Below are 12,460 nucleotides of genomic sequence, written 5' to 3'. Positions count from 1 at the left end.
GCGTCGCGGTGTTCGCTCCGCCGGTCCACCCAAACCTTCTCATGAAAGAGCCTGCGCTCATGTTGTCTCGCCGTACGCTCCTGACAGGAACGCTCGCCCTCGTCGCCACCCCGACCTCGGTCTGGGCCCAGAACCAGGCCGAGTGGTCGCAGAACTACGAAGCGGTCTCCCGCACCCGGGTGAAACGCACCACGACGCCGATGCTGTCGGCCGAGACCGTGGCCGCTACCGAGCAGATGATCGAGCAATATCGCGGCATCTCCGCCCGCGGCGGCTGGCAGGCCCTGCGCGGCGCCGACGGATTGCGCGTCGGCGTCAAGAGCCCGGCGGTGGTGGCCCTTCGCCAACGCCTGATCGTTACCGGCGATATCGATCCCTCGGCGGGTGATTCGCCGATCTACGATTCTTATGTGGAAGCCGGCGTTCGCCGCTTTCAGGCCCGGCACGGGCTCAGCTCCACCGGCACCATGACGAGCGCGACGGTGACGGCGATGAATGTGCCGGTCGACGTGCGCATCCGCCAGCTCGAGATCAATATGGGCCGCCTGCGCAGTCACGCCGGCAACCTCGGCAACCGCTACGTGGTGGTGAACATTCCGGCGGCGCTCGTCGAGACCGTCGAAGCCGGCATGGTGCACACGCGCCATGCGGCAGGCGTCGGCAAGAGCGATCGGCAATCTCCGCTCCTCAGCTCCAAGGTCGTCGAGATCAACTTCAACCCCTATTGGACGGTGCCCGCATCGATCATCCGCAAGGACCTGATCCCCAAGATGCAGAAGGAGCCGAACTACCTGACCGACAACAAGATCCGCATCTTCAACGGCGCTACCGAATTGACCCCGAGTCAGGTCAACTGGTTTTCCGACGAGGCGACGCGCTATCGCTTCCGGCAGGATCCGGGTGGCGAGCTGAACTCCATGGGCTTCGTGCGCATCAACATCCCGAATCCGCACGGCGTCTACATGCACGATACGCCCTCCAAGGGCATCTTCGGCGACGATTTCCGCTTCGTGTCCTCGGGCTGCGTGCGCGTGCAGAACGTGCGCGACTACATCGAGTGGCTGTTGAAGGACACCCCCGGCTGGAGCCGCGAACAGATCGACGCGACCTTCAAATCCGGCTCGCGCACGGATGCGCGCGTCGCCAATCCCGTCAACATCTACTGGACCTACGTGACCGCCTGGGCGACCCCCGACGGCCTCGTGCAATTCCGCGACGACATCTACAACAAGGACGGCCTCGGCAACGCGATCCCGGTCGCAAGCCGCGTGCCGAATGCGCCCGACGAAGAGATGTTCTTGCAGAACTGRGTTTCGCCTGCTGGATTGCGACAAAAACGGCCCGCTTCATGGCGGGGCGTTTTTGTAAAACAGATGATGCGTGAAGCCGATCCGGATCGGCAGCGGAATGCTCAGACGATGAAGAAATCCTTCTCGTTCAATCCGACCTTGTTGATGGTTGCAAACTTGACGGCTGCCTTCCGGCCCGAGCCGTCCTCATCATAGTACAGGGCGCCGATCTTCTTGTCGTAGACGATGCGGTCGGAGGCGTCGTGCGCCTTCGCGCCGACCCAAAACGCGGCCTTCTTGAGCATTCCGGTCTTTTTGCCGAGGGTCTTGAAGATGGAATTCTCAAGATGGATGGAATCGTCGACAACGCGGAAATCGGTGATCTTGTCGACATTCTTTTTGCCGGGTTTGGTATCGAAGACGAAGATGTCCTTGCCCGCGCCGCCGGTGAGGATGTCATTGGCGAGTTTGCCCGACAATTTGTCATCTCCCTTCTTGCCGACAAGTCTGTCCGCCGTCTTGGTGCCGTTGAGGACTTCGCCGGGAGTTTCGCCCTCGGTTGGAACATAACCTTCGGACAGAACGGATACGGTGGCGCGCGAGAACCTTGAGCCGGCATCCGTAACCGTGATCTGTATGTCCGTCTTACTGGCTGAGCTGGATGTTGAATAAGCGACCGACCGAATGATTTGGGAGACGCGGTCCGAAGTTGCTTCGGCGTTGAATGAGAACGACAGTTGCGAAAAGAACATATCGAACTCACCGACAATGACTCCGTCGACGAAGACAGACCCCTTTTGTCCAAGCGAGAATGACACCCGCGCAGACTTCTGAAGGCTGAAACTACCAGTGAAGTGGGTCGATTGGGCGCTGAAATAGAGGCCTGCGACTGGGCCACTGTCATCCGAAACAGTCGCGTTGCTGCCTGCATCGATGAGGATGCTGCCGCCAATCGGAGCCGTAACGACATCTCCTTGCRGACCGGACAGAACCGGCGCGGAATCGATGCTCGTGACGCCGTTACCGTAAGTAATTTTGTCTACACCCAAGCGATGGAGCAGCTCGATATCGGTTGCAGTCAGATTCACGCCCTGAGCAATGAGATGGTCGTTCTGCGTATACAGGCCCCTGAATTTCATAGCAGTGGCATAATCGCCGACGACGACCGTTGCGTTGTCAGATCCCGTCTCAAGATAAATACCGTTGATGTTCGAGATCGCGATAGCCCGAAGATCGAAGCTCTGGCCGACGAGTTCAAGAAAGTTAGAGTTGCTGGACGGACCAGTCGAGGCGACGCCGTCAATCGCGCGAATGCCGGCCATCTGACCCGAGCCGAGCACGATCCGGTCGGCCAAGGCTGAGCCCTTGATGATTTCGAAGTTTCGGAAACCRCCGGCAAGCATAAGATCGAATTCCCCGCCTCCCAGCAGCTCAAGGGTATCCGTTCCTCCTTGGCCGTCAAAAACACCTCCGGGGATATCGCTGCCGGCGATGCTGATGATGTCGTCGCTTTCGGTCGTTTGTGCCAGAGCTTGGGAAAGTAGGGAGGGGAACAAAGTGGCCATGGGGGATCTCGAAACGTAGGGCTCGGATAATTAGAACATTGTATGCAATAACGTTTCAATTAAAAATCGTCAATCTGAAATAGAACTGCTGCCGCTCAAAGCCGCCGAGCAGTTGAGCGATGCCGGAGTGGGCTCTCATCGCCGACCTTGGCGTCCCTGCGCGCCCCGTGGTAAAGGCCCTCGCATCGGACTGTCTGGTTGCTATTGGGTGACCGACTACTCCCCGCTAAGCGGGGTTCAGAGGGCGAGGGTTATCATGAGTGCCAGCGAGGCGACGAGCCACATGTCCAACAGCTTTTTCTCGGCGAGCCTTGCCGACAGCGATCCCGAGATCGCCCGCGCCATCGAGCTCGAACTCGGTCGCCAGCGGAATGAGATCGAGCTGATCGCGTCGGAGAACATCGTCTCGAAGGCGGTGCTCGAGGCGCAAGGCTCGGTGATGACCAACAAATACGCCGAAGGCTATCCGCGCCGGCGCTATTACGGCGGCTGCCAGTTCGTCGATATCGCCGAGGAGCTCGCCATCGAGCGCGCCTGCCGGCTCTTCGAATGCCGTTACGCCAACGTGCAGCCCAATTCCGGCAGCCAGGCCAACCAGGCGGTGTTCATGGCGCTCATGAAGCCCGGCGACACCTTCATGGGTCTCGATCTCGCCTGCGGCGGGCATCTCACCCACGGCTCGCCCGTCAACATGTCGGGCAAGTGGTTCAACGTGGTCAGCTACAAGGTCCGCGAGGACGACCAGCTCATCGACATGGACGAAGTGGCCCGCCTCGCCCGCGAACACAAGCCGAAGGTGATCGTGGCCGGCGGCTCGGCCTATTCGCGGTTCTGGGATTTCGCCCGCTTCCGCGAGATCGCCGATGAGGTCGGGGCGTTCTTCATGGTCGATATCGCCCATTTCGCCGGTCTCGTCGCGGGCGGCGCGCATCCGTCGCCGTTCCCTCATGCCCATGTGGTGACCACCACGACCCACAAGACCCTGCGCGGCCCGCGCGGTGGTATGATCCTGACCAATGACGAGGACATCGCCAAGAAGGTCAATTCGGCGATCTTCCCCGGCCTCCAGGGCGGTCCGCTCATGCATGTGATCGCCGCCAAGGCCGTGGCCTTCCACGAGGCGCTGCGGCCCGATTTCAAGGTCTACGCACGGGCCGTGGTCGAAAACGCCAAGGCTTTGGCCGACACCATGCTGTCGAACGGATACGCGATCGTGGCGGGCGGCACCGACAACCACCTGATGCTGGTGGACCTGCGGCCCAAGGGCCTGACCGGCAAGGCGGCCGAGGCGGCCCTGGGTCGGGCGCACATCACCTGCAACAAGAACGGCGTGCCCTACGATCCCGAGAAGCCCATGGTCACCTCCGGCATCCGCCTCGGCACGCCGGCCGCGACGTCCCGGGGGTTCGGCGTCGCCGAGTTCCAGAATGTGGGCAATCTCATCGTCGAGGCCCTCGACGGACTTGCGAAGAACGGCCCGGAAGAGAATGGCGCCGTTGAGGAATCCGTGAAGAAGCGGGCACACGAGCTCACCCGCCGCTTCCCCATTTACGCCTGAGGTCGATAGCCGCCGATGCGTTGCCCCTATTGCGGGAGCCTGGACACACAGGTGAAGGATTCCCGGCCGACGGATGATTCATCGGCCATCCGCCGCCGCCGGATCTGTCCCGATTGCGGGGGGCGGTTCACCACGTTCGAGCGGGTTCAATTGCGCGAGCTGTTCGTGCTCAAGCGCTCCGGGAGGCGGGTGCCGTTCGACCGGGACAAGCTGGAGCAGTCGGTCGCCGTCGCCTTGCGCAAGCGCAGCGTCGAGCCCGAGCGGGTCGAGCGGATGATCAACGGCATCGTGCGCCAGCTCGAAAGCATGGGCGAGGGCGAGGTGCGCAGCGATACCGTGGGCGAGCTCGTCATGGAGGGGCTGAAGGGCCTCGACGATGTCGCCTATGTGCGCTTCGCCTCCGTCTACAAGAACTTCCGCGAAGCGAAGGATTTCGAGGAGATTCTGGTGCGGCTGGCGAGCGAGGATCCCGACGATGACGGGTCCGACGGGCCCCGCCACGCCCGCGCGCCCGAATGACCGCCGATCTCAAGGCAACGCCGCAGGACGAACGCTTCATGCGGCTCGCCTTGGCGCTCGGCGCGCGCCATCTCGGCCTGACCTGGCCGAACCCCTCCGTGGGCGCCGTGGTGGTGGATGAGAGCGGGCCGGTGCCGGTCATCATCGCGCAGGCCAATACCCAGCCGGGCGGCAGGCCGCATGCCGAGCGCGTCGCCCTGGCCGAGGCCGGGGAGCGCGCCCGTGGCGCCACCCTCTACGTGTCGCTCGAACCCTGCTCCCATCATGGCAAGTCGCCGCCTTGCGTCGACGCCGTTCTGAACGCTGGAATCGCCCGCCTCGTCTCCGCCCTGGAGGACCCGGACCCCCGCGTTTACGGCCATGGTCATGCCCGCCTGCGGGAAGCCGGTGTCTCCGTGACGGCCGGGTGCCTGGCGGAGGATGCAAGGCGTCTTCATCGTGGCCATCTCACGCGGGTCAGGACGGGACGGCCCGCCGTCACCGTAAAACTGGCCCGGAGCACCGAGGGGTTCGCCGGACGCCGCCATGGACCGAGGCTGATGATCACCGGCGAGATCGCCAATGCCCGGGTGCATCTCATGCGGGCCCATGCGGATGCGATCATGGTGGGAATCGACACGGTGCTGGCGGACGACCCGATGCTCGACGTCCGGTTGCCGGGGCTCGAAGATCGATCGCCCGTCCGGGTCGTCATGGACAGCCGCTTGCGCACGCCCCTGACGTCCCGCCTCGTCGCCACCGCCCGGCGCAATCCGACCTGGATCGTCGCGGCGCTTGACGCATCGATCGAGGCGGAGAGGGCGCTGGTCGCCGCCGGAGTCGAGGTTCTGCGCGTGGATGCCGACGCGAGAGGCCGCGTCGTCCTGCCGGATGCCCTGCGATTGCTCGGCGCGCGGGGCATCACGCGGGTCTTCTGCGAAGGGGGCCCTGCGTTGGCCGAAGGGCTGGCGCAGGCGGGTCTGGTGGACGAACTGGTTCTCGTCACCGGGCGTACAGCGAGAGGCGAGGGCGACATTTCCGCTGTTGGCCCGGCGCTTCACGACAGAATGAACGAAATGCGCCTCATGGGCCAAGAGCAACTCGGATCGGACCTCTTCATGTTCTGGGAGATAGCCTAGATGTTCACAGGCATCGTGACCGATGTCGGCCGGATCGGCACGGTATCCGGAGGCGGCCCGCTCCGGCGGCTGCGCATCGAATCCACGTTCGACCCCTCGACCATCGCGCTCGGCGCATCCATCGCATGCGGCGGGCCCTGCCTGACGGTGGTGGCGGTCGGGCCCCTCGGCGATGGATGCTGGTTCGACGTCGACGCGGCGGCCGAAACGCTGGCGCGCACGACGGTTCCCGACTGGAAAGTCGGGACACGGGTCAATCTCGAACGCTCCCTCAAGATCGGCGACGAACTCGGCGGCCATATCGTCACGGGCCACGTGGATGGAATAGCGACCATCATCGCCCGCGAGGCGATCACTGCGGGCGACAACCCCTGGGGGCCGACCGCGCGGTTCGACATCAAGGTGCCGCCCCAGCTTGCGAAATTCATCGCCGAAAAGGGCTCGGTGTGCCTCGACGGCACGTCGCTCACGGTGAACACCGTCGACGGCGATGTCTTTTCGGTTCTCATCATCCCGCACACCCTGTCGGTCACCACCTGGGGGGAGCGGCAGGCCGGCGACAAGATGAACATCGAGGTCGATCTCATGGCGCGGTATGCCGCACGGCTTGCAGAGGCAGGCAACGCGGGGTAGGGAGGCGGGATAATCTTGATCCGCCTTGATAGCCTTCATGTCCGAGCGGGACTCTGGTCCGGCTCGAACGATGCAGGCGTCTTTCAGAGTGCATGGACGATCCCGCAGGACGAGCCAAAGGCTCTTCTCGGGATGTCGTTCTGCCAAGCCGAAATCGATAGTTCCTCATGGTCGCAACACACGCCAAGCCCACCACCCGTCCGCCCGTGCCGGGCGCCCGCATCCTCATCGTCGAGGCGCGTTTCTACGACGATATCGCGGACGAACTCCTGCGGGGCGCGAAGGGTGCCGCGGAGGCGGCGCAGGCCAGCGTGGATGTGCTGACGGTCGACGGCGCGCTCGAAATCCCGTCCACCATCGCCATCGTGCTCGACGCGGCGGAAGAGCTCGGCAAGCCTTATGATGCGGTCGTGGCGCTGGGCTGCGTCATTCGCGGCGAAACGGGCCATTACGACATCGTGGCGGGCGAGAGCGCGCGCGCCCTGATGGATTTGTCCGTGCAGCGGCGCATTCCCCTCGCCAACGGCATATTGACGGTCGAGAATGACGAGCAGGCTTGGGCCCGCGCGCGGGTCGCCGACATGAACAAGGGCGGCGGCGCGGTCGAGGCCGCGCTTGCTGTCCTGCGCATCAAGAGAAACGTTCGGGAGCTTTGATCATGGCCAAACCTTCCGAGCGTTCCGCCGCCCGCCTCGCCGCCGTGCAGGCCCTCTACCAGATGGACCTGTCGGGGACCGGCGTCATCGACGCGCTGGCCGAGTTCGAATCCCATTGGCTCGGTCGCGAGGTCGAGGGCATCAAGTTCCAGCCATCCGACGTGCCCTTCTTCCGCACCATCCTCGAAGGCGTGGTGAAGGACCAGCGCGCCATCGACCTGAAGGTCGACGCGGCGCTGGCCGCCGGCTGGCCGCTGGCGCGGATCGAGGCGGTCCTGCGCGCCATCCTTCGGGCCGCCGTCTTCGAGTTGATGTTCCGCAAGGACGTTCCGGCAAGGGTCGTCATCACCGAATACGTGGACGTCACCCATGGCTTCTACGACCAGGACGAGCCGGGACTGGTCAACGCCGTGCTCGATACGGTGGCGCGCGACGTCCGTGCCGGCGAACTGGAAAAGAAATCGGCCGGACCGGCGAAGCGCTAGGAATGCACGGATGACGCGTCCCTCCGAGGACGACCTGATCGCTCGCTATTTCGCGCCTTTGGCGGGAGAGGGCGCTTTCGGGCTGCGGGACGACGCCGCGTGCCTTTCTCCTCGGCCCGGATACGATTTGGTGCTGACCACGGATTCGCTGGTGGAGAGCGTCCATTTCCTGCCCGACGACGCCCCCGGCTCGATTGCCCGCAAGGCGCTGGGCGTCAACGTGTCGGATCTTGCCGCCAAGGGCGCCGAGCCGCGCGGATTTCTTCTCAACCTCATGCTGCCGGACAATTGGACGGAAGATTGGCTGTCGGGATTCGTCGCCGGCCTGGAGACGGCGGCCGCTGAATTTTCCTGCGTGCTCCTCGGCGGCGACACGGTGAAGACCCCCGGGCCCCTGGCACTGGCGATCACGGCTTTCGGCGAGGTCCCAGGGGGCCGGATGGTGCGGCGAACGACGGCCCGTGTGGGGGATGCGATCTGCGTGTCGGGGACCATCGGCGATGCTGCGCTCGGGTTGGCCTTACGGAAGACCCCCATTTTGGCTGCCGGGCTCGGGTTTGACGACGCGGCCTTCCTCGCCGATCGCTATCTCCATCCACGACCGCGCCATCGGCTGGCGGCAGCCCTCCGGGAGCATGCGAGCGCGGCGATGGATGTCTCGGATGGCCTTGCGGGAGACCTCGCCAAAATGATGCGGGCAAGCGGCGCCTCGGCCGTCGTGGAACTGGCGCAGGTGCCGGTCTCGAACGCGGCGCGAAAGCTCGTCGAGGTCGATGGGGCTTTGCTGCACAGGATGGTGACGGGTGGGGACGATTACGAAATTCTCTGCACCGTGCCGCCAACCCGTCTCGACATGCTGCGCAAAGAGGCAGATAGGGTCGGCATTCCCATCGCCGTCATCGGACAGGTCGTCCCCGGCGACGACAGGCCGGTCTTCCGGCTGGGCGAAGTCGAGAGACGGTACGATGTCGGTTCATACGCGCATTTCTGAGGGCCCCGCGGCCGTATCCGGCGATCGCCTGGCCAAGCGCAACGCTTTGGTGCTGGCCTGCGCGCAGGCGCTCGGGGGAGCAAATCCCGCCATCGTGGTCTCGCTGGGCGGCATCGTCGGCCAGATGCTGGCGGACAATAAGCAATTCGCCACCGTGCCGGTCAGCCTCAGCCATCTCGGCCTCGCCCTCGGCACAATCCCGGCCGCCATTCTGATGAGGCGGGCCGGCCGGCGGACGGGCTACGTGATCGGCGGAAGTATCGGGGTGCTGGCGGGCTGCATGGCGGCCTTCGGCATCGCCTCCACGAGCTTTCTCATCTTCTGCCTCGGGACCTTCATCGCCGGCTTCTATTCATCTTTCATCCAGAGCTATCGCTTCGCGGCGGCCGATACCGCCTCCGAAGGCTTCCGCCCGCGCGCCATCGCGTGGGTGATGAGCGGTGGCATCGCGGCCGGTATCGTGGGGCCGCAGACCGTCATCTGGACCCAGGACATGATCCCCGGCGTCGCCTTCGCGGGCGCGTTCCTCGGACAGGCCGGCCTTGCGCTCGTCGCCATCCTGGTCGTGTCGTTCCTGCGCGCCCCGCCCGTCGTGCCGAATGCCACACGCAGCGGCGGACGGCCCTTGCGGGAGATCATCTCGCAGCCGCGCTTCATCGTGGCGGTGGTCTGCGGCGTCGTGTCCTATGCGCTCATGAGCTTCCTGATGACCGCCGCGCCCCTTGCGATGATCGGGTGCGGGCTGCCGGTCGGCGCGGCCGCCCTGGGGATCCAATGGCATATCCTGGCGATGTTCACGCCGAGCTTCTTCACGGGCCGTCTCATCGTCCGATTCGGCAAGGAGCGGGTGACGGCGGCGGGCCTGATCATGATCGGCCTCTCGGCCGTCATCGGCCTCTCAGGCATTACCGTCGCGCATTTCTGGGCCGTGCTGGTGCTGCTGGGCGTGGGCTGGAATTTCGGCTTTATCGGCGCCACCGCCATGGTGACGGATTGCTACCGGCCCGAGGAGCGCTCGAAGGTGCAGGCCGCCAACGACTTTTTGGTCTTCGGATCGACCGCCACGGCCTCCTTCGGCTCCGGCACGCTCCTGAATTTCAGCGGCTGGGACCTCGTCAACTGGATGGTCTTCCCGCCCGTTCTCATCGCCCTCGGGCTGCTGTTTTGGCAGCACCGTCGGAAAATAGTCGCCCCGGCGTAGAGTCTTCCTGTGATTCCGTACGCAAGTCCTGTGATTCATGCTCAAGTCGCGTTGCGGCCTGCATTGATTTTTGGCAGCGTTCGTGAACTTCGCTGGGGGTAGGGCGACTCGGGGGCCTTCTGGGGCTGCGCGGTCGTGTCTCTGCCTTCCCATAACAAGGACGGCATTATGGCACTTACCCTCATTATCCTGGGCGGGCTCCTGTCCATCGTCTATGGCCTCTGGGCCATCAACGATGTGATGAAGCGCGACGCAGGCTCTCAGCGCATGCAGGAGATCGCGGCCGCGATCGCCGAAGGTGCGAAGGCCTATCTTCGGCGGCAATACACCACGATCGGGATCGTCGGTGTCGTCCTGTTCGTCATCCTCGCCTACCTCCTCGGCATCCGCGTCGCCATCGGGTTTGCGATCGGCGCCATCCTGTCGGGGGCGGCGGGCTTCATCGGCATGAACGTGTCGGTCCGCGCCAATGTGCGCACCGCGCAGGCGGCGACCCAGTCGCTCAGCGGCGGCCTCGACGTGGCGTTCAAGTCGGGCGCGGTCACCGGCATGCTCGTCGCCGGCCTCGCGCTGCTCGGCGTCGCGCTCTATTTCGGCTACCTCACCCGCATCGAGGGATTGCCCGGTTCGAGCCGGGTCGTCATCGACAGCCTCGTGGCTTTGGGCTTTGGCGCCTCGCTGATCTCGATCTTCGCCCGTCTGGGCGGCGGCATCTTCACCAAGGGCGCGGATGTCGGCGGCGACCTCGTGGGCAAGGTGGAAGCCGGTATTCCGGAGGATGACCCGCGCAACCCCGCCACCATCGCCGACAATGTCGGTGACAACGTGGGCGATTGCGCCGGCATGGCCGCCGACCTGTTCGAGACCTACGCGGTGACCGTCGTCGCCACCATGGTGCTCGCGGCGATCTTCTTCAACGGACAGCCGAACCTCGACACCATGCTGCTCTATCCGCTCGGCATCGGGGCTGCCTGCATCGTGACGTCGATCATCGGCACGTTCCTCGTGAAACTCGGCCAGAACGAGTCGATCATGGGAGCGCTCTACAAGGGCCTGATCGCCACCGGCATCCTCTCGGTCGGCGCCATCGCCCTCGTGACCTGGGGCATGATCGGCTTCGGTCCGGTCACCGGCGCGGCCTTCACGGGGCTGAACCTGTTCTGGTGCGCGGTCATCGGGCTCGGCGTCACCGCCTTCATCGTGGTCATCACCGAGTACTATACCGGCACCGGCTTCCGTCCCGTGCGGTCCATCGCGCAAGCCTCGGTGACGGGTCACGGCACCAACGTGATCCAGGGTCTGGCGGTGTCGCTCGAATCGACGGCGCTGCCGGCCATCGTCATCATCGCGGGCATCATCTCGTCCTACACGCTGGCGGGCCTCTTCGGCATCGCCATCGCGGTCTCGGCCATGCTGGCGATCGCCGGCCTGATCGTGGCCCTCGACGCCTTCGGACCGGTCACGGACAATGCCGGCGGCATTGCCGAGATGGCGGGGCTGCCGAAGGAAGTCCGTCGCTCGACGGACGCGCTCGACGCGGTCGGCAATACCACCAAGGCCGTCACCAAGGGCTACGCCATCGGTTCCGCGGGTCTCGGCGCTCTCGTGCTGTTCGCGGCCTATACGTCCGACCTGAACTACTTCACCCAGAATGCGGCCCAGTTCCCTTACTTCCAGGGCGTGAAGCCGGACTTTTCGCTCACCAACCCCTACGTGGTGGTGGGCCTCCTGTTCGGCGGCCTCATCCCGTTCCTGTTCGGCGGCATCGCCATGACGGCGGTCGGTCGCGCGGCGGGCGCGGTGGTTGAGGAAGTGCGGCGGCAGTTCCGCGAGAAGCCCGGCATCATGGCGGGAACGGAGCGTCCGGATTACGGCCGCGCCGTGGACATGCTCACCAAGGCCGCCATCAAGGAGATGATCGTCCCGTCGCTCCTGCCGGTGCTGGCGCCCATCGTCACCTATTACGTGGTGCTGGCGATCGCCGGCAAGTCGCAGGCGTTCTCGGCCGTCGGCGCCATGCTGCTCGGCGTGATCGTCACCGGCCTGTTCGTCGCCATTTCGATGACGTCGGGCGGCGGCGCCTGGGACAACGCGAAGAAGTCCTTCGAGGACGGCTTCACGGATGCCAACGGCGTGGTTCACCACAAGGGATCGGAAGCCCACAAAGCCTCCGTGACCGGCGATACCGTCGGCGACCCCTACAAGGACACGGCGGGCCCCGCCGTGAACCCCGCGATCAAGATCACCAACATCATCGCGCTGCTGCTGCTGGCCATTCTCGCCCACAGCGCCTGATCGAGACCGATCAACGACCCAAGAAAAACCCCGCGGTGCGAGCCGCGGGGTTTTTTGTACTCTTGTATGGCCGATCTCGAGCTCTTCCCGTCATTCCGGGGCGCGAAGCGGGCCGGGAACCCATAACCGCCAGCCTGTCAGGATAAAGCG

General features: G+C 64.7%; 11 protein-coding genes. 10 read left to right on the top strand and 1 reads right to left on the bottom strand.

Annotated elements, in window-relative coordinates; genetic code table 11:
• Nucleotides 1-59 precede the first annotated feature (59 nt).
• Nucleotides 60-1,505 (top strand): L,D-transpeptidase family protein, encoded by a 1,446-nt coding sequence (locus AC1DVM_RS20215; protein WP_477257422.1) that lies wholly within the window; start codon nucleotides 60-62, stop codon nucleotides 1,503-1,505.
• On the opposite strand, the gene AC1DVM_RS20210 is transcribed toward AC1DVM_RS20215, so the two are convergent.
• The gene (locus tag AC1DVM_RS20210; RefSeq protein WP_477257417.1) at nucleotides 1,412-2,854 is read right to left on the bottom strand and encodes a hypothetical protein; all 1,443 of its coding nucleotides are present in this window, start codon (nucleotides 2,852-2,854) and stop codon (nucleotides 1,412-1,414) included. The genes AC1DVM_RS20215 and AC1DVM_RS20210 overlap by 94 nt on opposite strands.
• A 256-nt stretch (nucleotides 2,855-3,110) precedes the next feature.
• On the opposite strand from AC1DVM_RS20210, the gene glyA reads away from it, so the two are divergent.
• The 9 genes from glyA (at nucleotide 3,111) to AC1DVM_RS20165 (ending at nucleotide 12,310) form a co-directional block, all read left to right on the top strand.
• Nucleotides 3,111-4,412, top strand: a complete 1,302-nt coding sequence (glyA, locus tag AC1DVM_RS20205; RefSeq protein ID WP_477257415.1) for a serine hydroxymethyltransferase — start codon at nucleotides 3,111-3,113, stop codon at nucleotides 4,410-4,412.
• A 15-nt stretch (nucleotides 4,413-4,427) separates the two neighbouring features.
• Entirely contained in the window at nucleotides 4,428-4,931 is a 504-nt protein-coding gene (gene nrdR, locus AC1DVM_RS20200) for a transcriptional regulator NrdR (protein WP_477257414.1), read from the top strand.
• The gene (gene ribD / locus AC1DVM_RS20195) at nucleotides 4,928-6,049 is read left to right on the top strand and encodes a bifunctional diaminohydroxyphosphoribosylaminopyrimidine deaminase/5-amino-6-(5-phosphoribosylamino)uracil reductase RibD (RefSeq protein ID WP_477257412.1); all 1,122 of its coding nucleotides are present in this window, start codon (nucleotides 4,928-4,930) and stop codon (nucleotides 6,047-6,049) included. Before nrdR ends, ribD begins: the two co-directional genes overlap by 4 nt.
• Nucleotides 6,050-6,682, top strand: coding sequence for a riboflavin synthase (locus tag AC1DVM_RS20190; RefSeq protein WP_477257410.1), 633 nt, complete (start codon nucleotides 6,050-6,052; stop codon nucleotides 6,680-6,682).
• Nucleotides 6,683-6,849: 167 nt separating this feature from the next.
• Nucleotides 6,850-7,338, top strand: a complete 489-nt coding sequence (gene ribH / locus AC1DVM_RS20185; RefSeq protein WP_477257408.1) for a 6,7-dimethyl-8-ribityllumazine synthase — start codon at nucleotides 6,850-6,852, stop codon at nucleotides 7,336-7,338.
• A 2-nt stretch (nucleotides 7,339-7,340) separates the two neighbouring features.
• A complete protein-coding gene (gene nusB / locus AC1DVM_RS20180) occupies nucleotides 7,341-7,823 on the top strand; it encodes a transcription antitermination factor NusB (RefSeq protein ID WP_477257406.1) in 483 nt (160 codons plus the stop codon).
• A gap of 10 nt (nucleotides 7,824-7,833) precedes the next feature.
• Nucleotides 7,834-8,814 (top strand): thiamine-phosphate kinase, encoded by a 981-nt coding sequence (gene thiL / locus AC1DVM_RS20175; RefSeq protein WP_477257404.1) that lies wholly within the window; start codon nucleotides 7,834-7,836, stop codon nucleotides 8,812-8,814.
• Nucleotides 8,789-10,015 carry an MFS transporter gene (locus AC1DVM_RS20170; RefSeq protein WP_477257402.1) on the top strand — a complete coding sequence of 409 codons (1,227 nt, stop codon included), beginning with the start codon at nucleotides 8,789-8,791 and terminating at the stop codon, nucleotides 10,013-10,015. The genes thiL and AC1DVM_RS20170 overlap by 26 nt, the downstream gene beginning before the upstream one ends.
• 165 nt (nucleotides 10,016-10,180) lie before the next feature.
• A complete protein-coding gene (locus AC1DVM_RS20165) occupies nucleotides 10,181-12,310 on the top strand; it encodes a sodium-translocating pyrophosphatase (RefSeq protein WP_477257419.1) in 2,130 nt (709 codons plus the stop codon).
• Nucleotides 12,311-12,460: the final 150 nt, after the last annotated feature.

The organism is Microvirga sp. P4_A5 (assembly GCF_056402495.1).
The sequence above is the reverse complement of the archived record's forward strand: the minus strand, read 5'-3'. Positions and strand labels throughout refer to the sequence as shown.